This window comes from Pseudoalteromonas sp. SR41-1 (assembly GCF_014164015.1).
GTDB classification, from domain to species: domain Bacteria; phylum Pseudomonadota; class Gammaproteobacteria; order Enterobacterales; family Alteromonadaceae; genus Pseudoalteromonas; species Pseudoalteromonas distincta.
The window spans coordinates 75,902-101,747 of sequence record NZ_JACJEK010000011.1 but is presented as its reverse complement, the minus strand read 5'-3'; the positions used below and the strand labels follow the sequence as shown (position 1 = coordinate 101,747).

Here is a 25,846-nt window from a genome sequence, read left to right as displayed (position 1 = left end):
AATTTCAGCTGCTTTTTACGTTATGTATTGAGCTTCAACTGGCTAAGCTGCTTGATGTCTATTAAACTTTGCATGCACTAATTTATAAAGTGCAGGCAATATTAATAGCGTAAGTAAGGTTGATGAAATAATCCCGCCAACCACAACCGTAGCCAGCGGCCTTTGTAGCTCAGCGCCGGTGCCTGTATTTAGCGCCATAGGAATAAACCCTAAACTTGCCACTAAAGCGGTCATAAGTACTGGACGCAGGCGCGAAAGTGCACCTGTTTGTATCGCATCGATTAAACTGAGCCCATCGGCTCTTAATTGTTTAATAAACGACAGCATAACCACGCCATTTAATACCGCTACACCACTTAGCGCTATAAACCCCACGCCTGCCGATATTGATAACGGCATATCGCGTAATAGTAACGCAAGCACACCTCCGGTCAGTGCAAGTGGTACGCCGCTAAATATAATTAACGAATCACGAAGTGAATTAAACGCACTGTAAAGCAGGCCAAATATAAGCAATAAAGTAACTGGCACCACCAGCGATAACCGCTTACTTGCCGATTCTAATTGCTCAAATGTACCGCCGTATTCAATCCAATAACCACTTGGTAAATTAAGATCTGAATTTAAAGCGGCTTGTGCATCACTTACAAAGCTTGCTAAATCACGCCCTTCTACATTTGCAGTAACAACAACATTACGCTTACCGCTTTCACGGTTTATTTGATTAGGCCCTTTATCAATACTAATATTTGCTACTTCGCCAAGCGGAACAAATGCAAGGTCTGGGTTGGCACTTTTGGGCACGGCCACTGGCAAACGCGCAAGCTGTGATACATCGTTTGACCAGCGCTCATCTAAACGCACTAATAACGAAAAGCGTTTATCGCCTTCATAAATAAGCCCGGTTTGTACACCGCCTACCGCAGCACTTACACTTTGCTGTATATCGGTTACTGTTAAACCTAACAGCGCCATATGATCGCGAAGCGGCGTTACCGAAAGTGTAGGCAAACCTTCCATTTGCTCAAGGCGTACATCAGTTGCGCCTGTAATGTTTTGCACCAAGGCTGTGGCTTTTTCGCCATACTGTTTTAATGTTGATAAATCATCGCCATAAATACGCACCGCAACGTCGGCGCGCACGCCTGCTATTAACTCGTTAAAACGCATTTCTATAGGTTGCGTAAACTCATAATTATTACCTGGTACTTCATTTACTAAATGGCGAATTTGCTTAACCAGCTCTTCTTTACTTAAAGCGGGATCAGGCCATTGTTCACGCGGCTTTAACATTAAAAAGGTATCGGCAACGTTAGGTGGCATAGGATCGTTTGCTACATCTGGGGTGCCAATTTTTGAAAATACTTTTTCAACTTCAGGTATGTCTAAAATGGCTTGCTCTAGCTCTTTTTGCATTTTTACCGATTGTTCAATACCGGTGCCGGTAATGCGCAGTGCGTGCATGGCTATATCGCCTTCATCAAGCTGCGGTAAAAATTCAGCGCCCATATTTTTAACTTTAAAGCCAAGTGCAATTACAAGCACAGCAGCAATGCTTAACATCACCCACGGCAACTTAAGCGATAAACCAAGCAGTGGTTTGTAGCCTTTTTTAATACCCCGCATAACGGCATTTTCGCTCTCGCTTACTTTTCCTCGCACAAATACCGCAATAGCGGCAGGTACAAAGGTAACAGCAAAAATAAGTGCGCCAACTAGTGCGGCTACAACCGTAAATGCCATTGGCTGAAACATTTTTCCCTCAACCCCACTAAGCGCAAACAGCGGCAAATAAACCAGCATAATAATTAAAATGCCAAACACCGCTGGGCTAAATACTTCTTTAGTAGCGGCGGTTACAACACTTAAACGCTCATTTAATGTAAGTAGCCGGCCATGTTTATGCTGCGCAAGGCCAAGTTGCCTTAAACAGTTTTCAACCACAATTACAGCGCCATCAACGATTAAACCAAAGTCGATTGCGCCTAGGCTCATTAGGTTACCCGATACACGATTACCTACCATACCGGTAACGGCAAATAACATACTAAGCGGAATAACCATTGCCGTAATAAGCGCACCAGTTACATTACCTAATAACAGCAGCAAAATAACAATCACTAGCACCGCGCCTTCGAACAGGTTGGTTTTTACGGTTGCTATGGTTTTATCAACAAGGGTTGTGCGGTCATAAACTGCTTCTACCACAACACCTTCAGGCAAGCTTAGCTGTACGTCTTTGAGTTTATCAGCCATGGCTTTTGCCACTACGCGACTGTTTTCGCCAATTAGCATCATGGCGGTGCCGAGCACGGTTTCTTTACCGTTATAAGTAGCAGCGCCGGTTCTAAGCTCTTTACCTAAACGCACATTTGCTACATCTTTAATCCGTACCGGTGCATCATCTCGCTTAGCAATAACCGTGTTAGCGATGTCATCAATGGTTTTTAATTGCCCTGGCGAGCGCACTAAATATTGTCCGTCAAAACGTTCTATAAACCCTGCGCCTTGATTACTGTTATTTAATTTAAGTGCAGTAATTACATCGCTTAGCGTGAGCTTATAAGCGAGTAGTTTTTCAGGCATGGGCGCTACTTGGTACTGGCGCTCAAAGCCACCTTGGCTGTTTATTTCGGTAACGCCTTTTACTTTTAATAGCTGCGGGCGAATAACCCAATCTTGCAGAGTACGTAAATCCTCTGCGTTAAATGGCGTGCCATCGTCTTTTGATGCGCCTTTATTTGCATGCACAGAGTAAGTAAAAATCTCCCCTAGCCCGCTGGCAATTGGCCCTAAGTTTGGCTCAATATTGGCTGGCAAGTCTGAGCGAATACTTTGAATGCGCTCTGATATTTGCTGGCGCGCCCAGTAAATATCGGTGCCTTCGTTAAAAATAACGGTAACTTGCGAAAGTCCATAACGCGAAATCGAACGAGTGTAATCAAGCTTTGGTATGCCCGCCATAGCGGTTTCAATTAAATAGGTAATGCGCTGCTCTGCTTCAAGCGGGGTAAACCCAGGCGCTTTTGTATTTATTTGTACTTGCACATTAGTTATATCGGGTACGGCATCAACGGCTAAATTTTGTGTGTTGTATACACCAAACCCAGCAAATAAAAGCGTGAGCGCAAGCACCATCATTCGGCGTTTAACCGCAAAAGAAACTATCCAATCAATCATGCTGCCTCCTAGTGTGAGTGGCTTGCGCCGCTTTTTAAAATATCGGCTTTAATTACATAACTGTTTTGCGTTACGTACTCACTATTTGGCGAGAGCCCCTCAAGTACCTCTACCCACTCGCTGTTTTTAGCACCAAGCTTTACAGGGCGTACTTCAAATACATTGCCGCTTTTAATAAACACACTAGGTTTGCCGTTAAATTCCTGCACAGCTGTAGCCTTTACTCGCACTGCAGCATCTACTTTTGCAGTACTAATGTCGCTATTAACATGCATACCAGGACGCCAATGACCATCAGGGTTTGTAAGCTCGATTCGCGCACGCGCAATATGCCCGCCGCTCATCATCGGGGCTATGTAAAACACCTCACCTTGCGCATTTAAATGATGATGTAAATCGTACACTTTTGCGCTTTGTCCTATGGCGAGCTTTTCAATATTTTCAGGAAAAGCCGAGAGCTCGACCCATACGGTTTCAAGGTTTACTATTTGCATTAATGCGCTGTTGGCAAGCTCACCGCGCTTTAAATATTGCTCGGTAATAACGCCTGTAATTGGGCTTTTTATGGTGTAATTTTGTAGGGTTTCGCGGTTGGTAATACTGGCAAGTTTATCGCCTTTTTTAACGTTTTGACCAATGCTTACAAAGATATCGTTAACTAAGCCGGTATAAGGCGCCATTACTTCAACGGTGCCGTGCGCGGTGGGTGCTATAACACCAAATAAAGTATCTGTTAGTTCAACGCTACCTGCTTTTGCAATGTCGGTTTTAATTCCTGCGCGTTCAATTGCTTGGGAGCTTAGCGTTGTACGCCCTTCTTCTTGCTCATAATGATAATTTATTTCAACGCCTTTATAGCGTGCCATTACATCAAGCTTAAAAGAATGCGGCTCGTTTACGCTCACGGTACTTACTAAATAGTCATCTTCAGCTTTAAAACGAATAAGCTGTGGCTCTTCACTTAAACGCTGCACGTTTATGGTTACGTCTAACTGGTTTATATCAATGGCTTTATTGTTATTAAAGCCATATATTCGCAGCTCGGTATTACCTGCAAACTGGGTTAACTTAAGCTCTAAATCAAGGGCGTTATTGGTTAGTAAAAATCCGCCGTGTGGGCCTTTTTGTGTGTGTTCGTCTTTGTGGCCTTCTTCGTGACCTTTTTCGTGATGGCTATCAGATGCCATAGCCGTGCTACTTAAAAATGGGAATGTAAATAATTGCGTTATAAATAATGCGATAAGAGTGTTATTCATGATTGATGAGTCTCAATTAAAGGTTGGCCAGTTAAACGCTCAAGGGTAAGCAGCACTTGATATAGCTCGCTATGGATGTTGATAAGTGCGCGTTTAGAATCAAATAAAGCTTGCTGTGCGTCGAGTAATTGCAACACCGATATTTGCCCTTGTTGATAGCTTTTTAAACTTTGTTTTATAAGCGTTTGTGCTTGTGGAATAACTTGCTGTGTTAATAGCTGTGCCTGCGCAGTTTTACCTTGGTAATACGCATAGAGCGTGCGTATTTGCTGGCGTAGCTGAACACGTAATTGCCCTTGTTGCTCATTAAGTAGCGTAAGTTGATGCTTTGCAGCCTCAATATTACCGCTATTAGAATTGCTTAATTGCAGTGGCATTGAAAAAGAAAACACCAACGAGCTGGCATTAGTTTGCTGGTTATATCGCACGCCACCACCCAGGGTTAAATCGCTTTGCCCGCTTGAGCGCTGCAGCGATAAATTAGCCGTTTGCTGCATATATTGCTGCTGCAGCAGTGCAAATTCAGGTGCTGTATTTACCGCATCAAGTAGCACTGCTTCACTTTTAACAGCAGCTATTTGTGATAAATCGCCAGCATAGTAATCACTCACTTGCGGCTCTTGCCAAAGCTCGGTTAGAGCTAAGCGCGCACGCTCAAATTCGCTATTTAGCATCAGCGTATTTAAATCTACTTGGCTTAATGCATAACGCATGCGGGTTACATCAGCACTTGAGGCTGCACCCGCTTTAGCGCGTTTTTCAATTGCGTTAAGTGCCTGCTTAACGGTGTTTTTACGCTCACTATTTAAAGCAATTAACGCCTGAAATTTAAGTATTTGGTAATAGCGCTCAGCGGTGGTTGCTAAAAGTGCTAACCGAGTATTTTTATACTCAATTGTTTGCGCTTTTATATTTGCCGTGGCGTAGTTAATGCGGTTTTGCCGTTTATTACCCAGCTCTATTAATTGGCTTAAAGCCAGCGTGTACTGCGCCCCCGAAAACGCATGGGAGCCGTGGGTTCCTAAAAAATTTTCAGCTTCAAAACTCAGCTCAGGATTAGGTGAAAGCGCAGCTTGGGTTTTAAGCGCCGTTAATATTTTTTGATGATACGGGTAGCGTTTAAGTTCAGCATTTTGCTGCTCGGTATTTTTAAGCGCTTGCTTTAGCGTTAATACGTTTTGAGGCTCATTTTTTGCCAAAACGCTCATTGCAGGTAATGCGCACAGTAGCGCCACCAGCATAAGTGGTTTTTTATTCATATAGCATGTCCGTTTTTTAACAAACAGAGTTGACTTAATCACTACGCCTATTTTAAAAACAAGCGCAATTAAGCAACCTAAATATGTACATAACTAGCCTTATAGCGCACAGGCGCAGGCAGTTATTTACAAAGTGTTTAAAATTAAAAACTAGCTATAAAAATTTGGTGGCGGAACATCTGGTGGATAGTTTAAACCGCTATAGCACGCAGGCAGTGTAGCTTGGCTTTGCTCAGGGCTTATAGAGTGATTTAGCGTACTGTAGTAACCACAGTGGCAATGCTGATGGGCATGTATTTCAGTAGGTGATTGCGCATCTTCATCGTTTGCATTTGTTTGAGAATGAACATGCGTAACGTGATCAACTTCTTCTTGCAGGTGATACGCCGCCGCATCACAGCTAATAAAGCTGTGCACAAGCACTAAAAGTATCACGACTAAAAAGTAGTTTGAGCGCATTACCTACCTAAAAACTCTAAAATGCAATTTAAGAAATCGCACAATACCTTAAATTTATTCAAATGTAGAGAGCCGCTTACGTTATTTTCTAAATTCACTTGGTGATACACCCACTGATTTTTTAAACCGTTTAGAAAAATTAAATATATTAGGATACCCCACGTAAGCAGCAATATGGGCAACAGGCCAGCGGGTATTTAGTAGTAAGCTTTTAGCTCGTTTAATGCGTAAATAAATAAGCTGCTGCATAGGGCTTTTACCAAATTGCGCTTGGCATAACCTATGTAAATGCGGTGCTGAGTAATGCACGTGCTCGCACATAACTTCTATTGTCCAATCAAACTGTAAGCGCTCTTCTACCTCTAAAAACAAGCTGGTTAATCTGTTTTGCCCACCTATTTGCGGCTCGCTTTGAAGCGTAGTGTTTAAATAGTGGCTTAAAATAGGCATAACACCTTCGCGCAAAGTAGCGTTACTTTCGCTATATAAAAGCTCCATAGCTAAATGTAATGGCGCTAATTGCTGATTAGTTAATACCTTAGCCTGTGCTAAATTCAAGTGTTGCCAGCGTTTAGTGTTTGCAAGGTTTAGCCAAATAACATCCCACTTTTCGCTTGCTATTTTAACCTCAAAACTTTGCCTTGCAGGCAATATAGCTAAGCTATTTTCAGTTAATGAGTATTGGTTATTAACTGTTTTAAGTGTGCCCTGACCAGCCAAAGTATAAAAAAGAGTGTGTTCGAGCGGGTTAGTACGTGCAACACAATAGCCACCCAATAAATTAGAGCAACCTGCCAGCTCTATTTCAAGGTTTGGCATTTGCGAAAGCGTCGTTAAATCAATAAACCGCTCTGTACACTCTGGGCCAATATCGAGTACATCTACAATAGTGTTGCGCATAATTTAAAATGATAGTTTTGGACAAATAAAAGAGAGCTTTAAGCATAACCCCAACGCATTATTTTAGCTATATTTAAGCCACTATAATTGCCATACATGCAATAGGACACTAATGAACTCACTACAACACATAATTAATCGCCGTGATTGGGAAAACCCAATTTCAGTACAAGTTAATCAAGTAAAAGCGCACAGCCCACTCAATGGATTTAAAAGCGTTGACCATGCCCGTACTAACACACAATCACAAAAACAAAGTTTAAACGGCCAATGGGATTTTAAATTATTTGATAAACCCGAAGCGGTTGATGAGTCATTACTAAGTGAAACACTAAGCAAAGACTGGCAAAGCATTACAGTGCCTTCTAACTGGCAATTACACGGCTTTGATAAACCAATTTACTGTAATGTTAAATACCCATTTGCAGTTAACCCGCCATTTGTACCAAGCGATAACCCAACAGGTTGCTACCGCACTGAGTTTACTATTACACCGGATCAATTAGCGCAGCGTAACCATATTATTTTTGAAGGCGTAAACTCGGCGTTTCACCTTTGGTGTAACGGTCAGTGGGTGGGCTACTCACAAGATAGCCGCTTACCAAGCGAATTTGATTTAAGCGAACTGTTAGTAGTAGGCACCAACCGTATTGCGGTTATGGTTATTCGTTGGAGCGATGGCAGTTATTTAGAAGATCAGGACATGTGGTGGCTAAGCGGTATTTTTCGCGATGTTAACTTACTTACAAAACCACAAAACCAAATACGTGATGTGTTTATAACCCCCGATTTAGACGCTTGCTATCGCGATGCAACGCTACATATAAAAACCGCGATAAATGCGCCAAATAACTACCAAGTAGCAGTACAGGTTTTTGATAATGAGCAAGCACTCTGCGAGCCAGACATACAAAGCACTAACAATAAACGCGTTGATGAAAAAGGCGGCTGGAGCGATGTTGTATTTCAAACAATTGATATACAAAGCCCTAAAAAGTGGACCGCCGAAACCCCATACTTATACCGCTGCGTTGTAAGCCTGCTAGATGAGCAAGGCAACACAGTAGATGTTGAAGCCTATAACATTGGTTTTAGAAAAGTGGAAATGCTTAACGGGCAGCTTTGCTTAAACGGCAAACCGCTACTAATTCGCGGTGTTAACCGCCACGAGCATCACCCAGAAAACGGCCATACAGTTACTACCGCCGATATGATTGAAGATATTAAGCTGATGAAGCAAAATAACTTTAACGCCGTGCGTACTGCTCACTATCCTAACCACCCGCGTTTTTACGAGCTGTGTGACGAGCTAGGTTTATACGTAGTGGACGAAGCAAACATAGAAACCCACGGCATGTTTCCTATGGGGCGTTTGGCAAGCGATCCGCAGTGGGCTGGCGCATTTATGTCGCGCTATACACAAATGGTTGAGCGCGATAAAAACCACGCCTCTATTATTATTTGGTCACTGGGTAACGAATGCGGACACGGCGCCAACCACGATGCTATGTACGGATGGTCAAAAAGCTTTGACCCTTCTCGCCCAGTGCAATACGAAGGTGGCGGCGCAAATACCACAGCAACCGACATTATTTGCCCTATGTATGCCCGTGTAGATACACATGTTGCCGATGACGCCGTACCAAAATATTCAATAAAAAAATGGCTAAGCCTACCGGGTGAAACGCGCCCGCTTATTTTATGTGAGTACGCCCATGCAATGGGTAACAGCCTAGGTAGCTTTGACGATTACTGGCAAGCATTTAGAGAATACCCTCGCCTGCAAGGTGGCTTTATTTGGGATTGGGTAGACCAAGGTTTATCTAAAACTGATGAAAATGGTGAGCATTATTGGGCTTACGGCGGCGATTTTGGTGATGAACTAAATGACCGCCAATTTTGTATTAACGGCTTATTATTCCCTGACCGCACGCCGCACCCTAGCCTGTTTGAAGCAAAATACAGCCAGCAGCATTTACAATTTACGCTGCGCGAGCAAACTAAAAATCAATACACCATTGATATATTTAGCGATTACGTATTTAGACACACAGATAACGAAAAGCTCGTTTGGCAGTTAATGCAAAATGGCATCTGTGTTGAACAAGGCGAGCATGTACTTAATATTGCTCCGCAAAGTACACACACGTTAACAATTAAAACTAAAACAACGTTTGAGCAAGGTGCGCAATACCACCTTAATTTAGATGTAGCACTAATTAACGATTGTAGCTTTGCAAGTGCCGAGCATGTATTAAACACCGAGCAGTTTAAGCTTATAAATAGTAATAATTTAAACAGTGAATCATTTGCATCAACTACAGAGCAAAGCGCTATAAGTGTTAACGAAACCGACTCCCACCTATGTATTGAAAACGATAAGTTTAAACTTGTTTTTAGCAAGCAATCAGGGCTTATAGAGCAGTGGTTACAAAACGATACTCAGGTTATTAGTAGCCCACTGGTTGATAACTTTTATCGCGCCCCGCTTGATAACGACATAGGCGTAAGCGAAGTAGATAACCTAGACCCTAATGCATGGGAGGCACGTTGGTTACGTGCAGGTATAGGGCAATGGCAGCGCACATGTAGCTCAATTCACGCAGTTCAATCAAGCGTTGATATACGTATTACTTGTGTATTTAATTATGAATTTAACGGCGTGCTACAAGCAAAAACACAATGGCTATATACACTAAATAATACCGGCAATATTAGCTTAAATGTTGATGTGCACTTAAACGATACACTTCCGCCAATGCCGCGTATAGGGCTAAGTACAACGCTTAACAAGCAAAGCGATACAAAAGTAAACTGGCGTGGTTTAGGGCCTTTTGAAAACTACCCAGATCGCAAAGCCGCAGCACGTTTAGGTTATTACAGCTTAAGTTTAAATGAGCTACATACCCCGTATATTTTCCCAACTGATAATGGCCTGCGTAGTGATTGCCAATTACTGAGTATTAATAATTTAACCGTAACCGGTGCGTTTTTATTTGCCGCCAGTGAGTATTCGCAAAGTATGTTAACGCAAGCGAAACACACTAACGAACTCATTGCTGATGATTGCGTACATGTACACATTGATCATCAACATATGGGGGTTGGTGGCGATGATTCATGGAGCCCAAGTACCCATAAAGAATATTTACTTGAGCAAAAGCAGTACAGTTATTCTTTAACATTATCTGCTGAATAATTTAAACAAAAATAGCGGCCAAATTGGCCGCTATTTTTTTAATTAACACACTCTATTTATTAGCGAGCTTTTTAGCTAATACGTTATCAAGAGAAAAGCTTCCCGCTCCTTGAATTGCTAAAACTACAGTTACTACTAGTAAAGTTAATGCGTATTCATAGCCATTGTTTGCCATAAATAAGCCATTACTAATATGTACGCTAAAAATAGCAATCAGCATAGTAAAGCCGGCAACTACAGCAGCTGGGCGAGTTAACAAACCAATTGCTAATGCAATGCCACCAAAAAACTCAGCGCTACCTGCCATCATTGCTAACCAATAGCCAGGCTCTAAACCAATACTCGCCATCCATTGGCCTGTACCTTCAAGCCCGTAACCGCCAAACCAAGCAAATAGCTTTTGTGCACCATGCGCCGCTAAAATAAGGCCAACTGGTACTCGTAAAATTAATGCTGCTACGCCTGCTTTTGAGCTAAGTAATGTGTTTAGTAATTTCATGAGTTTTAGTCCTGTTTAAATTTATTTAATCGTTAGGTTTTTCCTAACCGTTGAGCACAGTTTACTATCATCATTAAAAAACATTAATACGAAATTTATTGGTTAATTAGCAACGCAGTATTTATAATAATCCATAAAAAAACCGCCAACCCAAAGGTTGACGGTTTTTTATTAACGTATTACTTAGGGCGTGTTGATCTTTGTGGATTGAAATTTGTTCAATCTAGGGGCGATTAAATCGCGGCGCGAGGTTTGTAACCTAGTGGGCTAAGTAAAAACCGAGCAACAAAGAGTTAATCGTCCCTAGAAAGAACCCAAAGGGCAGCGCATGTTTGGTATTTATGCTGCGTTATCGCCTATTCATGGGGAATAACCACACTACATAGGCTCCGCCTTGCCTAAAAACCAAACATACTGCTGCAAATTCACCCACCAAAGATCAACACGCCCTAGTATATTTAAGTAAGCGCTTAGCTTTGAAAATTAAGCAACCGCTTGCTCTAAAATTTCGCGGCTTTCTTTTAGCGTAATAGCTTGGTTTTCGCCAAGAGCAACCATGCCGTGAGCTTCAAGTTTACCAATAATATTGTCAATAGCAGCGGCTTTATCATCGCCATGTTCAGTAAGCTGGGTCGCTACGTCGAGGCTATGGTAAAACGCCTCAATTGCTGCAATTGTTTTCTCTGCTAAATCTTCAGATTGCTCAAGACCAAATACGTTTTTACCCATTTGCTCAAGCTTTGCTTTTTTAACTGCAAATTGGTTACGTAATAAAGAAGGCTGAACAATAGCAAGTGAACGTGCATGATCAACACCGTAAGCCGCTGTAAGCTCGTGACCAATCATGTGTGTTGCCCAATCTTGCGATACACCAGAACCAATTAAACCATTAAGTGCTTGGTTAGCAGCCCACATAAGGTTTGCACGCCATGCGTCATCTTGGTTTTCAAAGTTATCGCCTAATGTTTTAAGCGTTCTTAAAAGTGCTTCAGCGTAACCTTCTTGAACTAATGCCGTTTCAGGGAATGTTAGGTACTGCTCACATGTATGAACCCATGCATCTACTAAGCCATTCACAAGTTGGCGCTGCGGTAATGTTTTCATTACATCAGGGTCCATAATCGCAAATTTAGGAAGTACTTCTGGTGATGCAAACGGTAGTTTTTGCTTCGTTGCTTCTTTGCTCACAACTGAGTTTTGGTTAGATTCAGAACCCGTTGCAGGCAATGTTAATATTGCACCGATTGGTAATGCACTAGTAATAGTATGCTTACCAGTAGGAATATCCCAACCTTCGCCATCATAAACGGCTGATGCGGCAATGTATTTAACGCCGTCGATCACTGAACCGCCGCCTACGCCTAATACGAAGTCAATATCTTGTTCTTTACAAATTTTTACTGCTTGGTCTAGCACTTCAATTGTTGGGTTAGCGCCAACGCCCGAAAACTCAACCCAGTCAAAGCCTTCAAGTGCTGCTGCAACTTGGTCGTACACGCCGTTCTTTTTAATTGAACCGCCGCCGTACACTACAAGTACTTTTTGATCTTTTGCGATCAAATCAGATAGTGCCGCAATTTGTTGCTGACCGAATTGGATAAGAGTTGGATTTACGTAGCTAAATTTCATTATTTTGCTCCTAGGTGACGGTTAAATACTAAATAGAATGCTTAGACACTAGCTAAGCTAAATTCCAATGAGTGCATATTAGTAGCAAAACAAACATAAAAAAAGCCCAATAACTCGCAAAAGCTTGCCTAAAACTACTAACATTGTTATTTTACGTAAAATACACTCAATTAAAGATGCCTTTTATGCCCACCATAGCCAATATGTTGCAACAATACGCCGAGCATAATCAATTACTCAGCTTTGAAGGCACCATGGAAACTATCATTCCAGGCGTGTATTTTCATCGAGCAACTAAAAGCTCGCCGCGCCAGCCGCTTATATATAACTCAGGTATTATTATTGTTGGGCAAGGTCATAAAATAATTCACTTTCCTGAACATCAAATAAAATACGGCGCAGGCGACTACTTAGTCCTTGGCGTACCGGTGCCATTAGAGTGTGAAGCATTTACTGATAACGACTTACCTGTTATGGGCATTGCCATAGATATAAACCCTGCAATGCTACACAAACTCGTTAATCAAATAATGCAGCATAAGCCTCTTTCAGCATCATCGTCTTCTGCACAAATTGGCGCAGTACAGTCGGCAACTTTAGATACAGCAATGGAGCTCGTTACTCACCGGTTATTAGCTGTTTTAAATAACCCCATTGAGGCTGACATTTTTGGCGAGGATATAGTAAAAGAATTGGTATATCGCGTACTTTGTGGTCCACAAGGACATACTTTAATAGGGCTTGCTATGCATGATGGGCATTATGCACGTATCGCCCGCACGCTCTCAACTATGCACAGTAGTTATGCCAATCAAATTACGGTTGAAGGGTTAGCTGAAGATGTAAACATGAGCGTATCGTCGTTTCATCGTGCTTTTAGGCAAGTAACGTTTGAATCCCCTCTACAGTATTTAAAAAAAGTACGCTTAGCTAAGGCTAAAGAACTTATAACCACTAGTGGAAGTAAAGCCAACGAAGCTGCATTAAAGGTTGGCTATACCAGCCCATCGCAATTTAGCCGCGAATTTAAACGCCACTTTAATAAAACACCTAGCGAAGTATTAACTCAATTACACAGTTAATTTAACTAATTAACTAATAGCTAAATAGGTGGGCTCTGCTAGTATAAAAAAATGTAGTTGAGCTTGGAAGTGCTTATGGCTGACAAAAAACATCATAAAAATACAGTTCCTAATATTTTACACGGAGGTGCTAAATACGTATTTCTTTTTTTTATTTACTTAATAGCATTTAATAGCAATGCAGGCGATTTTTGCGATATTACCCCCTTAAATAGTCAGTCCCCTCCATCATCTTTACAACCTAATACAACTTCTGAACTTCAGGCAAAACGCGGTACAAACCAATTTCAGCTTAACTGCTTGTTAAAGCGTGGCGGCGTACTTTCGTTTTTGCGCCCAGGTCTTGATGATTTTACATGGCAGCAAAACGGTGTAATAAAGCAGCCATTAAAATCGGCACAAGTGGCATTTTTAATGGACTCAGGAAACTTTACAGCCATTATTACAGTTGAGTCAAAACTTAACTATACACCACGCTTTAAGTGGCAAAATACACAAGTTTTTTTTAAAGAAACACAGCAACATAATCTCATTATGGGTGCTTTTTATGGGCTGTGTATCACACTCATTTTTTACGTATTTATAATGGGCTACAGGCTTCACGACAAGATATTTAAGCTATACAGCGCTTATATTTTTTGTATTGGCAGCTTTATTTTGCTTCAAGAAGGCCAACTCTATTTATTTATAACTGACCACGTTTCATCACTCCTATTTGATTTATACTTACTCAGCATAGGTTTAACAGTACTCAGTGCTACATGGTTTATGTGCGCATTACTTGAACTAAACAATAGATGGCCAAAAACAAGTAAGATTTTAAAAATTATGGCCGGTATTGTTATGTGCTTTTCTTTAATAAAAATATTGTTCAGTAACACTTTGATTTGGCAAATAGCTGGCAACATCATGGCTTACGGCTCATTAATTATTGTGACTGTTATTTTTGTTTTAGCGGCACAACAGGCTCGCAAAGGAATACGCGAAGCAACGCTTGTTTTTGTAGCATTGAGCTTGGTGCTCGTAAGCATGATATTTAGAGTATTACTTATTAATCAAAGCCCATTTATGCAACGTTACGGATTTATTTTGGCTTTCGCTGTGGAGTCATTTTTACTAGCAGTAGCTGTTTCTAGGCGTATTAGCCGTATGCGAATCGCACAAAAACGCGCCGAAACCGAAGCCGATTACGATCACCTTTGTGGCATTTTAAACCGCCGTGGCTGGGGTAAAAAATCATCAGAGCTGATTGAGCTGCATGCAAAAAAAGGCGGAGTTTTATGTTTAATGTATATAGATTTAGATGACTTTAAACAGATAAACGACAATTATGGGCATGCCGTAGGCGATGAAGCTTTATGTAAAGTAGCCGCCAGTTTAAAAAGTATTGTACGCACCAGCGATGCAGTCGGCCGCTTAGGCGGCGATGAATTTGTAGTACTTGCCCACTTTTACAGCAAAGCGCAAGTAAGCCCAAAAACACACCATCTAAAAATAGAGTTAGATAAACTCGCCATCACGCATAACGACCAGCCTATTGCTATAAAGGCAAGCATTGGTAGCAGCGTATTTAGTGAGCCTCCTAAAAATATTGACGAAATTTTAAAAGCCGGCGACACCGCTATGTATCATGAAAAACTACAGCGTAAAGTAAAGCCGCTCACTTTAGTTGATAGCTAGCTTTAAGTATTTAAAACCGTAGCTGGCTTAGCAAACTGCTTACGGTTTATATAGTGGCTAAAAATAATAGTAAATAACGTTGAGGCTTGTTTGCCAATAAAGTGGGCAACACTACCCATTACCGCTAAAATAACCGGAAAGGTAGAGATTAACCGCTCCACGCAGACCCTATATGCTGTGATATAAACGTAACAAGTACGATAAAGCCCGTCACTAATATCATTTTACCAAAAGCTCCCAGCGGGCATTTAATGGTTTTGCATCAACTGATATATTTAGCCTTGTAGAGATAATAGCTAAACCGAGTAAAATACAAAGCGAAATCACCCTCGCCACAATAATATTCACTGGTAAAAATAAAGTAATAACGCTAAATACACACCAAATACTCAACGCTGTAAAAAGCGATTTAAGCATTCCAAATCTTTGTGAAACAACCAAGTAACTAAAACAAAATAAGCCTATACCGCTCATACCATAAAGAGAGGCCACCGCTGAGTTAGCTGCAAATAATTTACCTTGTTCTAATGCTATAAAATAAGAAATAGGCCAGAGGTAATAGGCAAACCAGGAATTATGCCGCTAACAAAACTACCAAAGCGTTTTTGGGCGAATGTTATTAGTAAAATAAGCAAAGGTGCAATTATGAGTTTAAGCAGCATAAATAACAATAAAATATGAGAGCTGAAATTAAGTCTAGGTGTCTATACTTATATTGTAGAGTGAATAAAAATCATGTATGTAGCGTAATTTTTTTACCTGTAAATATTAACTAATTTATCAAAACACTGATTAATAGTTATAAAAAAACCACTTATTGAAGTGGTTTTTTAGCTTAACTTAAGCAACAGCATTTATACTTTTTTAAATAAAACCTCTGGGTTTACCATGGTTTTCATTTCAAGCACATTGCCATTTGGATCTTCAATAAAAAACGTTTCTTGCTCAAACTCATCACCAATAAAACGGCGGTATGGTTTATCTAGGTATTCAATACCCGCATCTTCAATACGTGTTTTTAACCCGTTAAATTCATCTTCAGATAAGTGAATACCAAAGTGAGGTACTGCTACGGCTCCCATATCAACATCATGGCGAACTGTTGGTAGGCGCTCAACGCTTTGGTGTAAGGTAAGTTCATTGCCCCAAAAATCTATATCTACCCAGCGACCTTCTTCACTATTACCCGTTTTACAGCCTAGTACGTCGCAATAAAACGCTTTAGCCACTTTTAAATCGCCAGCCGGAATAGCCAGATGCAAACAGTTAGACATAAATAACCCTTGGTTAACACTTTAATACATTAAATTATCGCCATTATACATAATTTGTGATTTATAGAACATTAACAGCAACGCTATTAAGCATATTTAATACCTAAGAGTCGTTTAAAAAACACGCTTTTTAAATGTGTAATTACTTATAACATTTATTTGTTAGAGAGTATTAGAAAGCGCAAAAGGATTAGTTTAAAATGCGCCGCTATGATTAAATTCTTACTTTTAAAATTCATTACTTTCTTTTTAGGCTTTGTAGCTTGCTTTGCTATGCACACTACTTTTGCACTGCCTTTAGTAATTTCTGCCGCGCTAACGGGGCTTATTGGCTCTTTTATTCCTTTTCCTGCGCGTTATAAAAACCATCCTTATGCTGCAATTTATGCTGGTAGTTTTGCCGGTATGTGTTCAACCCATTTAATTACCAGTTACTGGGAAATTGCTATTATTTCGCTTATTGGCTCAAGTTTGTATGTGCTTACTATGAATATGTTTACAGGCTTTGGTGGCAAACTTGGCAGTGTCGCTTTTGCAAGCGTGGCACTTTTTGTATTAGCTAAAGGAATCGTACTATGAGTATTGAATACCCATTACTTGTACTGCTTGGTGCTTTTTTAACGTTTTACTTAGCTAAACATAGTCGCTTTGATGGTATAAGAGCATCCTCTTCACTTTCTATTATTGCTTACTTAATTTTTAGCGCATTGAATTTAAACCCCGATTTATACGCGATTATATTTTTTGGCGGTACATTTATTGGCATGAGCGCCCCGCATCGTTTTGGTATTTATACGGTAGCAAGCTCATCTGTTTTATTTTCAATATTATTTGAATTTCTTGTACCAAAACTTGACGGCTACGGTGGTGCACTAGGTATTAGTGCATTTTTATCTGTATGTATTTGCCATACCTGTATTTTGTTAGGTGCCCCAAGAAGTAAAAAACCACCACCAGTTCAATAAAAAATTATTGAGCTGGTCTAGTTTCTCCCAGCTTTCGCTTTAATATAGTAGAGAAATTAGAGTGTAAAATATTCATGTTTTAAGCTGTTCTTTTTCTCTGCAAGTCTGTTAGAATCTTTCGCGAACTTTATTTACCCTAAATAAAGACAATCATATATGGATTTATGAAAATGAAAAAACTAATCGCAGTAGCTGCACTATCTTTACTACCTTTCTCAAATGCTATGGCTGACCAAGATATTGGTTGTGGTCTTGGTTCTATGTTATTTGCAGGTCAGCAAGGTAAAGGCGTTAAAATTTTAGGCGCTACAACAAACGGTACTTCTGGTAACCAAACTTTTGGTATCACTTTTGGTACTTTAGGTTGTGATGGTACTGGTACAGTAACTTCTTCAGAAAAAATTGCTTTATTCATTGACGGTAACATGGAGCAACTTGCTCGTGATATGTCAAAAGGTGAAGGCGAAACTTTAGCTACTCTAGCTGAAGCTTGGGGTGTTGCAGATCAAGATAAAGCAGCATTCAACGCGCTTGCTCAAGCACAGTTTTCTTCAGTATTTACTTCTGAAAACGTAACTTCGCAAACAGTTTTAGAAAACCTAAACACTGTTCTTGCAAGTAACGCACAACTTGCTTCTTATACTCTTTCTTAATCAGCTAAATTAGCCGGTTTTATACGTATAAATAAAGCCGCTGGAGTATTTCTCTAGCGGCTTTTATTGTTTAGTGATTATGAAAAAAATATTCTTTGTTTTATCAATTGCGCTGTTTAGTACTTACGTAAACGCTCAAAGTTTTAAAAATGACACCTTAGCAACCGACCCTTACTGGCTCAAATTAGGTCATTACCGTGGGGCCACATTAGGTGGTTGGAAAAGTGAAGTAGATAGTGCTGAGTTTTTTTTATCTCCTATAGGTAAAACAAGTCCACTGGACGAACTTGAAGCCACTATAGCCGCATTTAGTGGTAAAAATACTGACCCAAAAACAACACAATCTCGCTGTCGGTTTCCAGCACGCTATAAATGGCTAAAAACAAAAATTAAAAATAACTGGCCCGCGCTTAATTGCCCAGAGCTTCAGGCGTGGCAAAAAATAATCAACCCAAAAGGGGTTACGTTAGTTTTTCCTACTGCATTTATGAATAGCCCATCATCAATGTTTGGTCACACCTTACTTCGTATTGATGCAAAAGATCAGACCCGCCATAAAGAGTTGCTCGCATTCGCAGTTAATTTTGCAGCAGAACCAAACGGCTCAGACAATGCAGCTATGTACGCACTAAAAGGCCTGATTGGCAGCTATCCTGGTAAATTTTCGCTTATGCCGTACTATAAAAAAGTACGCGAATATAATGATTTAGAATCTCGTGATATTTGGGAATACAAACTTAATTTATCTGAGCCACAAGTAGAGCTTATTTTATTGCACTTATGGGAGCTACAATCAGCTACATTTGATTACTTTTTTATTGATGAAAACTGCTCCTACCAATTACTTGCATTATTACAACTCGCACAAGAGGATCTTGATTTAACATCGTCATTTAATATGCAAGCTATTCCATCAGATACCGTTGCAGTACTAAGAAATAACAACTTACTACAAACTCCTAATTACCGCCCTGCTTTTGGCACTAAGCTTTACCATTACTCTACTCAAATGACTAACGAACAACTTGATGATGCAAGAGAGTTAATGCAAGGTGGCTCCCTCAATACTCTTAATTACTCACAGTCGCAATTAGTCGCAATATTAGAAATGGCGTATGAATGGTTAAATTTTGAATTTTACGATAAAGCATTAAAGCGTGAAGAAATTGCACCGCGACTAACTAAGCTACTACTAATGCGCAGCAAATATAAAGTAGCTTCGCCATTTACTAAGCCAAGTCGTCCTATTGCTTCTCCAGAGCAAGGTCATGGATCTTCTAAAGTAACGCTTGGAAGAACTGAGTACGCCCATCAAAGTGACTTAACAAGCTTTGCGTATCGCCTTGCATACCATGATTTATTAGATAGCTCAGCTGGATTTATTCCTGGTGCTCAAATTAGCTTTTTTGATATTGAAGGAGCCATAAGCGATAAGGGTAACACGCGACTTGAGCATTTTTATTTATTAGATGCTATGTCACTTGCACCCGATAACCGCGTGTTTGATAGCTGGTCTTGGAACTTTAAAATGGGCTTTGATCGTCAGCCTAATAATAATATTCAACAAGGTCGTTGGTTTGCTAAAGGTGGATACGGAAAATCAATCGGTAACCCAAACACGTTACACGGCTATTTACTTGGCCAAGTTGAATTTAATAATGGTGACATAACAGACAACCTAACAACAGGCATTGGTAGTGAAGCTGGTGCAATATGGCAAATAAATAACAGTCATAAACTCGCTCTTACAGCAAACATAACATGGTTAATAGATGGCCAAGCAGATAAACACAGTGACTTTGCAATAAAGTGGAATTACTCCTTATCACGTAATTTATCTATACGTACTGAACTTAAAAACCAACATTGGTATACAAGTAGTACATCGGCTAAATTTGCAATTCAATACTACTTTTAATCATTGCATATACCCATAAGGGCTCAATTATTTTTACAGCGCTTGTGGGTATATAAAACTTTACTCAATACACGTTCAATTTTCACTTCTTTAATTATGCAATAGACTCTCTACATACCTATTCATTTACTTATTTTATACATTTGAGTATATATTTCAGACAAGACCCTTTAAACTCAAAGTATTGTAGTTAGAAAGATTCTCTTATGTATCTGCGTGTTGTAGTTTTCATTTTCGTTTTTATTTTTTGCAGTAATGTAAGGGCAGTAAGCTCTCTTACTTTTATTGCCGAAGATTTACATCCTTACCATTTTAAAAACAAAAGCGGTGAAGCTGACGGAGCTTCCGTTGATATTGCTAAGGCTGTTTTAAGAGAAGCAAAGCTACAAGCTAAATTTGAAATAATGCCAATGGCACGAGCCTTTCATCAGCTAGCAGCTAATCCAAACACAATTATGCTTTCTTTATTAAAAACTCCCGCTAGGCAAAGTCAGTTTAAATGGTTAGGAGCGGTATACTTTACTGATGCCTACCTAGTTAGTTTAAAAAGCCATAAAGACGAAGTAACTCATTTAAATCATGCAAAATTTTATAAAGTAGGCACTATTCGTGGATATTTGAGTGCCAAATATTTAATAAAGATGGGGTTTGAAGAAGATAAAAATTTAATACTAGCTAGTTATTATCAGCAGGCATGGCAAATGCTTTATAAGGGTAGAACTGACTTTGTCCTTATGAATACACTCACCTTAGATAATGAACTAAAAATGTCAGGGCTCGACCCAGACTTAATAACTAAACGACTTCATTTAGCTGATTTTCCTTCAATACTCTATTTTGCTGCTAATAATCAGCTTGACGATAAAACAGCAAACTTAATCTCGCAGGCATTAAAAACTATAAAAGTAAGTGGCGAATACCAAGCCATTTTAAAAAAGTGGCAACTCCCTCTTCCTCCTTCTATAAATTAAACCTATTTAAATAAGTATATTAGCAAACATCAAGCGCTACCAAATATGATGAAAAACACCTCTGTTTAACAATTTTAAATAACATAATAACGTTAACCAACCCTATTGGTTAACCAAAAAACCGTCATTAAAATAACAATTAATTATAAAAAACTACAAATTGGTAAGTTTTAATTTTTAAATTGGTATGTTAGATTGAAGTTAAGTGACGCCTGTACCGCGCAATTTTTACTTCATCACACAGAGACAATAATGATAAAAAATACATCCAGATTTAAACTTACGGCTTTAGCCGTTATCACACCTCTACTTTTTACGGCTTGTTCAAGTACCCAAAGTACTAATCAGCAAAGCGATGCGCCGGTACCTGCAACAAAGTTTGATTTATCACACTGGAAAATAAATGTACCAGTGGATTTAAACAACGACGGTAAAATTGATGAAATAGATGTAGAAGAAATTCAGACTTACGCACACCCTGATTTTTTCTATCTTGATGATAAAGGCTACATGGTATTTACCTCGCCTAATAAAGCGCTTACAAGTGCTAACTCTACTAATACCCGTAGTGAACTTAGACAAATGATCCGTGGATCAAATACTAAAATTAAAACTAAACACTCTAAAAACAACTTTGCTTTAGCTGTTCACCCGCTATCTGACCGATTTGGCTCTGTTGGTGGAAAAATGGAAGCAACGTTAAAAGTAGATCACGTTGCGCTACGTGCAACTGATCCTGATAAAAAAGCGGCTTACTCGGTTGTTGTAGGGCAAATTCACGCAGGTAAAGATCAGGCACTTATTGATACCAAGCTTGGTTATGGCTGGGGCAATGAGCCACTTAAAATATATTACAAAAAATGGCCAGGGCATAAAACAGGCTCAGTTTTTTGGAACTACGAACGTAACTTACCTAAAACCAATCCTGACCGTAAAGACATTACTTACCCAGTTTGGGGTAATACATGGGAAAACCCTAATGAGCCTGGCAGTGCCGGTATTGCACTAGGTGAAGAATTTAGCTACACGGTCAATGTGTATAAAAATGTTATGCACCTTACATTTAGCGCACAAGGCAAAGAAGACGTTAACTACTCTATTAACTTAGGTAATAACGTAGATGCTTATGGCAAAGTGGACGAAAAAGACCATCCACATGGTTACGCTGCAGATTGGCATTACTTTAAAGCCGGCGCTTATAACCAATGTAGCACTAAGAGCGCTAAAGGTATTTGGTACCCAGGTTGTTTAGGCACTGGCGATTGGACTACAGATAAACAAAATGGCGATTACGCTCAAGTAAGCTTTAGTAAACTAGAGTTAAGCCCAGCGACACCGCCAACAAAATAACTAGGCTAGTACAGCCTCAGATAAGTAATTTTTTAGTGATGTAAACAGTGGCGTTGGTAGATTATTAATATCGCACCAGCGCCACTTTAAACATTTATTAGGCTCTTTAAGCTCAGGCTCTCCGCCTTCAAAATCAGCTTTTACATACAACGTAATATAGTGTTTGTTCTCTGCTGTAAAAATATCATTGGTAAAATCAAGCTTAGTAACTTTACTTACCTTTAAACCTGTTTCTTCAAACACTTCTCGTATTGCACATTGTTCAACACTTTCACCAAACTCTAAATGTCCACCAGGTGTTGCCCATGTATTAGCACCATGCGCGCCAATGCGCTCACCTAGTAAAATTGTGTTTTGATGCTTTATGATAACCGCAACCCCTACTCTTACTACGTTACTCATATCGTATTTTCTCTTATTTTTACTGCCCGCCATGCTGAACCACACGCTTTGTGTTGTCAATTTTGTATTTTTAAAACCAGTGTATTGATTAACTTTTAGCCGACCAAGGTCGAATAGCTTGCTTGCTAAAAAAAGCCTACATTTTGTAAGGTCTCTCACACACAAATTTAGTTTTAGGAGCCTTACATGTCAGGCAAATATAAACAGCAATATAATGGTTTTAAACAAAACCCAGCCCAATTTTGGCTCGAACAAAGTAAAAATATTCCGTGGTATAACCCCCCCACAAAAGCATACACACAAGACGACGACGGGCTTTACCATTGGTTTAGTGACGGGCAATTAAACACCAGTTTTTTAGCACTAGACCAACACGTTATTGCCGGATTTGGCGAGCAAACTGCACTGATTTACGACTCCCCAGTCACTAATACAAAGCAAACTTATAGCTACTCACAACTACAACAAGAAGTTGCTAGATTTGCAGGCGTAATACAATCGTTAGGTGTTACAAAAGGCGACCGCGTTGTTATTTATATGCCAATGATCCCACAAGCTGTTATTGGTATGTTGGCGTGCGCTCGTCTTGGTGCTATTCATTCGGTGGTATTTGGTGGGTTTGCTGCACACGAATTAGCTGTACGCATTGATGATGCCAAGCCCAAACTTATACTTAGCGCCTCATGCGGTGTTGAAGTAAACAGCGTTATTGAATACAAACCACTTATTGATAACGCAATAGACTTAGCTACGCACAAAGTAGAACACTGCGTTATTTATCAGCGTCCACAAGTAACCGCCACTCTTAAGCCTAAACGAGACATAGATTGGACTCAGGCAATGCAAACGGCTGCAAGCGCAGTTCCGGTGCCTGTAAATGCAGATGATCCGCTTTATATTTTATATACCTCAGGCACGACAGGCACACCCAAAGGCGTAGTACGCGAAAATGGCGGTCACGCAGTGGCAATGCAATACAGCATGGCAACCGTTTATGGTATGAAGCCCGGCGACGTATTTTGGGCAGCGTCTGACATTGGCTGGGTAGTTGGGCACTCTTATATAGTTTACGCACCGCTAATGTATCGCTGCGCGACCGTAATATATGAAGGTAAACCCGTTAAAACGCCCGATGCTAGTGCATTTTGGCGCGTGGTAGAAGAATATAAAGTAAATGCATTATTTAGTGCCCCCACCGCCTTTAGAGCAATCAAAAAAGAAGATCCCAATGCCGATGGTTTTAATCAATACGATACCTCAAGCTTAAAACGTTTATTTTTAGCTGGCGAGCGGTTAGACCCTCCCACTTATGAGTGGCTTAAAGAAAAAACCAAACTGCCAGTGCTCGATCATTGGTGGCAAACAGAAACCGGCTGGGCTATTGCTTGTAACCCTGTAGGGCTTGAGTACTTACCAACAAAACCTGGCAGCTCTACCGTGCCTACTCCAGGTTTTGACGTGCGAATATTAGATATGGATGGCAATGAATGCGCAGCTAACGAGCAAGGCGCCGTGGTAATTAAACTGCCACTTCCACCGGGTTGCCTACCAACAATTTGGCAAGATACTCCGCGCTTTAAAGCAAGCTACCTAAATGAATACGAAGGTTATTATTTATCTGGCGATGGTGGTTATATTGATGAAGATGGCTACCTATTTATTATGGGCAGAACCGACGACGTTATAAATGTAGCAGGACATAGGCTTTCTACCGGCGAAATGGAAGAGATAGTAGCCGCGCACCCTGCTGTTGCCGAATGCGCTGTTTTTGGTGTGAACGATCCTCTAAAAGGGCAGCTTCCTATGGGAATGATCGTGCTTAAAAATGATTTTATGGGCTCAAGTACCGACGTAGAACAAGCGCTTGTTTTAAGTGTTCGTAATCAGATTGGCGCTATTGCGTGCCTTAAAAATATAGTTAGCGTAGATAGGTTACCTAAAACTCGCTCGGGTAAAATACTGCGTAAAAATTTGCGCCAACTAGTCGATGGCGAAGAGCTACAAATACCTTCAACCATAGATGATGCCAGTATCTTTGAAGAAATAAACCAACAACTAACGCAAAGATAAACCCAACCAAGCTATCTAAAGCCATTTTTATAATGGCTTTTTATTTCATCCTTATATTTGATCCTTTTACTTAAGCTTAAGCTTAAGCTTTAATTTAACCAATAGCTGAAATTTTTTACGGCTTAATGCTTTCTTCTTTATAATAGCGTTATTAATTTAATCAATTTAAAAAGGAATGGTGTATGCCCCGCTTGCTACAAAAACTATTAACCACAGCCCTATTGTTTATAGGCTTTGCCACGCAAGCCTATGAAATAGAAGACTTAGGAGATGGCTTACACCGCTTTATAGACGACAGACACCGCTCAGTATTTTTAATCACTTCTGAGGGTGCAATTGTTACCGACCCACTTAACAAAAAAGCCGCCACCTGGTTAAACGAGCAAATTAAAACTCGCTATAACGTACCGGTAAAATATGTTGTATATAGCCATAATCACAGCGACCATATTTACGGCGCAGAGGTATTTAAAAGCCCTCACACTACCTTTGTAGCGCACAAACTTACCGCGCAAGATATCAAAAATACAAAAATAAAAACGGTTATGCCTAACCTTACCTTTGATGATGAACTAATACTTTCTCTTGGCGGCTCAACTTTAAAACTTAACTACCACGGCCCTAACGATGGCCGAGGCTCAGTGAGTATGCTGTTCGAAAAACAAAAAACACTATTTGTAGTTGATTGGATTGTTATTGGCAGAATGCCATGGCAAAAACTGTGGAGTTACGATATTCAAGGCATGATTAATTCAACTCAAGCGGTACTCAAATATGACTTTAATACTTTTGTAGGCGGACATGCCGATATTGGCAGTAAAGCAGATGTAGCGCGTTACTTAAGTTATTTAGAGCTTTTGTATAGCCAAGTAACCGCAGGCGTTTTAGCCGGTAATACGCTTGACGAAATTAAACAAAATGTAAAATTAGACCAATTTAGTGACTTTAAACAGTTTGATGCATGGTTACCGCTTAACATTGAAGGCGTGTACGAGCGTTTAATGGAAGAGTCTGGTATGGGTTGGCGCAGCGATTTATAAGTTTGAACTCAGTGGACTAAGCTCTGAGCTCTAAACTCAATATTGTAAGCATTGGTATTG

General features: G+C 40.1%; 22 protein-coding genes. 11 read left to right on the top strand and 11 right to left on the bottom strand.

What is annotated here, in order from left to right; all coding sequences use genetic code 11:
- Positions 1 to 42: 42 nt before the first annotated feature.
- From H5118_RS11475 to H5118_RS11455, 5 genes are all read right to left on the bottom strand, one after another.
- Positions 43 to 3,180 carry an efflux RND transporter permease subunit gene (locus tag H5118_RS11475; protein ID WP_182748886.1) on the bottom strand — a complete coding sequence of 1,046 codons (3,138 nt, stop codon included), beginning with the start codon at positions 3,178 to 3,180 and terminating at the stop codon, positions 43 to 45.
- An 8-nt stretch (positions 3,181 to 3,188) separates the two neighbouring features.
- Positions 3,189 to 4,436 carry an efflux RND transporter periplasmic adaptor subunit gene (locus H5118_RS11470; protein ID WP_182748884.1) on the bottom strand — a complete coding sequence of 416 codons (1,248 nt, stop codon included), beginning with the start codon at positions 4,434 to 4,436 and terminating at the stop codon, positions 3,189 to 3,191.
- Positions 4,433 to 5,695, bottom strand: a complete 1,263-nt coding sequence (locus H5118_RS11465) for a TolC family protein (RefSeq protein ID WP_182748882.1) — start codon at positions 5,693 to 5,695, stop codon at positions 4,433 to 4,435. The genes H5118_RS11470 and H5118_RS11465 overlap by 4 nt, the downstream gene beginning before the upstream one ends.
- 150 nt (positions 5,696 to 5,845) lie before the next feature.
- Positions 5,846 to 6,154, bottom strand: coding sequence for a hypothetical protein (locus H5118_RS11460; RefSeq protein ID WP_039490315.1), 309 nt, complete (start codon positions 6,152 to 6,154; stop codon positions 5,846 to 5,848).
- An 81-nt stretch (positions 6,155 to 6,235) separates the two neighbouring features.
- Positions 6,236 to 7,054, bottom strand: a complete 819-nt coding sequence (locus H5118_RS11455) for an AraC family transcriptional regulator (RefSeq protein ID WP_182748880.1) — start codon at positions 7,052 to 7,054, stop codon at positions 6,236 to 6,238.
- 112 nt (positions 7,055 to 7,166) lie between these two features.
- Between H5118_RS11455 and H5118_RS11450 the strand changes: the two genes are divergently transcribed.
- Positions 7,167 to 10,253 carry a beta-galactosidase gene (locus tag H5118_RS11450; protein ID WP_182748878.1) on the top strand — a complete coding sequence of 1,029 codons (3,087 nt, stop codon included), beginning with the start codon at positions 7,167 to 7,169 and terminating at the stop codon, positions 10,251 to 10,253.
- A 52-nt stretch (positions 10,254 to 10,305) separates the two neighbouring features.
- Here H5118_RS11450 and H5118_RS11445 read toward each other — a convergent pair whose 3' ends face one another.
- Entirely contained in the window at positions 10,306 to 10,752 is a 447-nt protein-coding gene (locus H5118_RS11445) for a DoxX family protein (RefSeq protein WP_039490309.1), read from the bottom strand.
- Positions 10,753 to 11,235: 483 nt separating this feature from the next.
- Positions 11,236 to 12,381 (bottom strand): iron-containing alcohol dehydrogenase, encoded by a 1,146-nt coding sequence (locus H5118_RS11440; RefSeq protein WP_002962851.1) that lies wholly within the window; start codon positions 12,379 to 12,381, stop codon positions 11,236 to 11,238.
- A gap of 185 nt (positions 12,382 to 12,566) precedes the next feature.
- On the opposite strand from H5118_RS11440, the gene H5118_RS11435 reads away from it, so the two are divergent.
- Positions 12,567 to 13,463, top strand: coding sequence for an AraC family transcriptional regulator (locus tag H5118_RS11435; RefSeq protein WP_182696153.1), 897 nt, complete (start codon positions 12,567 to 12,569; stop codon positions 13,461 to 13,463).
- A 75-nt stretch (positions 13,464 to 13,538) separates the two neighbouring features.
- The gene (locus H5118_RS11430) at positions 13,539 to 15,143 is read left to right on the top strand and encodes a diguanylate cyclase (protein WP_182715586.1); all 1,605 of its coding nucleotides are present in this window, start codon (positions 13,539 to 13,541) and stop codon (positions 15,141 to 15,143) included.
- A 2-nt stretch (positions 15,144 to 15,145) separates the two neighbouring features.
- On the opposite strand, the gene H5118_RS20640 is transcribed toward H5118_RS11430, so the two are convergent.
- The 3 genes from H5118_RS20640 to H5118_RS11420 all read right to left on the bottom strand — a co-directional run bounded on the left by H5118_RS20640 (position 15,146) and on the right by H5118_RS11420 (position 16,417).
- Positions 15,146 to 15,304 carry a hypothetical protein gene (locus H5118_RS20640; RefSeq protein ID WP_240915877.1) on the bottom strand — a complete coding sequence of 53 codons (159 nt, stop codon included), beginning with the start codon at positions 15,302 to 15,304 and terminating at the stop codon, positions 15,146 to 15,148.
- 58 nt (positions 15,305 to 15,362) lie between these two features.
- Complete coding sequence (locus H5118_RS20635) at positions 15,363 to 15,560, bottom strand: hypothetical protein (protein ID WP_240915878.1); 198 nt, start codon at positions 15,558 to 15,560, stop codon at positions 15,363 to 15,365.
- A 437-nt stretch (positions 15,561 to 15,997) separates the two neighbouring features.
- Positions 15,998 to 16,417, bottom strand: a complete 420-nt coding sequence (locus tag H5118_RS11420; protein WP_010554617.1) for a VOC family protein — start codon at positions 16,415 to 16,417, stop codon at positions 15,998 to 16,000.
- Positions 16,418 to 16,690: 273 nt separating this feature from the next.
- Here H5118_RS11420 and H5118_RS11415 point away from each other — a divergent pair, with 273 nt between their 5' ends.
- The 6 genes from H5118_RS11415 (at position 16,691) to H5118_RS11390 (ending at position 22,274) form a co-directional block, all read left to right on the top strand.
- Entirely contained in the window at positions 16,691 to 16,996 is a 306-nt protein-coding gene (locus tag H5118_RS11415; RefSeq protein ID WP_002962854.1) for a hypothetical protein, read from the top strand.
- Entirely contained in the window at positions 16,993 to 17,382 is a 390-nt protein-coding gene (locus H5118_RS11410; protein WP_002962855.1) for a hypothetical protein, read from the top strand. The genes H5118_RS11415 and H5118_RS11410 overlap by 4 nt, the downstream gene beginning before the upstream one ends.
- A gap of 170 nt (positions 17,383 to 17,552) precedes the next feature.
- Positions 17,553 to 18,035 carry a DUF3015 domain-containing protein gene (locus H5118_RS11405; protein WP_002962856.1) on the top strand — a complete coding sequence of 161 codons (483 nt, stop codon included), beginning with the start codon at positions 17,553 to 17,555 and terminating at the stop codon, positions 18,033 to 18,035.
- A gap of 79 nt (positions 18,036 to 18,114) precedes the next feature.
- Entirely contained in the window at positions 18,115 to 19,953 is a 1,839-nt protein-coding gene (locus tag H5118_RS11400) for a DUF4105 domain-containing protein (protein ID WP_182748876.1), read from the top strand.
- A gap of 206 nt (positions 19,954 to 20,159) precedes the next feature.
- The gene (locus H5118_RS11395; RefSeq protein ID WP_024596684.1) at positions 20,160 to 20,924 is read left to right on the top strand and encodes an ABC transporter substrate-binding protein; all 765 of its coding nucleotides are present in this window, start codon (positions 20,160 to 20,162) and stop codon (positions 20,922 to 20,924) included.
- Positions 20,925 to 21,176: 252 nt separating this feature from the next.
- Complete coding sequence (locus H5118_RS11390) at positions 21,177 to 22,274, top strand: polysaccharide lyase family 7 protein (protein WP_182748874.1); 1,098 nt, start codon at positions 21,177 to 21,179, stop codon at positions 22,272 to 22,274.
- On the opposite strand, the gene H5118_RS11385 is transcribed toward H5118_RS11390, so the two are convergent.
- Positions 22,275 to 22,676 carry an NUDIX hydrolase gene (locus H5118_RS11385; protein ID WP_024596686.1) on the bottom strand — a complete coding sequence of 134 codons (402 nt, stop codon included), beginning with the start codon at positions 22,674 to 22,676 and terminating at the stop codon, positions 22,275 to 22,277. It abuts the gene before it with no gap.
- Between the two features lie 186 nt (positions 22,677 to 22,862).
- On the opposite strand from H5118_RS11385, the gene H5118_RS11380 reads away from it, so the two are divergent.
- Together H5118_RS11380 and H5118_RS11375 are read left to right on the top strand one after the other, a co-directional pair.
- Positions 22,863 to 24,746 (top strand): propionyl-CoA synthetase, encoded by a 1,884-nt coding sequence (locus tag H5118_RS11380; RefSeq protein ID WP_182748872.1) that lies wholly within the window; start codon positions 22,863 to 22,865, stop codon positions 24,744 to 24,746.
- A gap of 182 nt (positions 24,747 to 24,928) precedes the next feature.
- Positions 24,929 to 25,786, top strand: coding sequence for an MBL fold metallo-hydrolase (locus H5118_RS11375; RefSeq protein WP_182748870.1), 858 nt, complete (start codon positions 24,929 to 24,931; stop codon positions 25,784 to 25,786).
- Positions 25,787 to 25,846 lie beyond the last annotated feature (60 nt).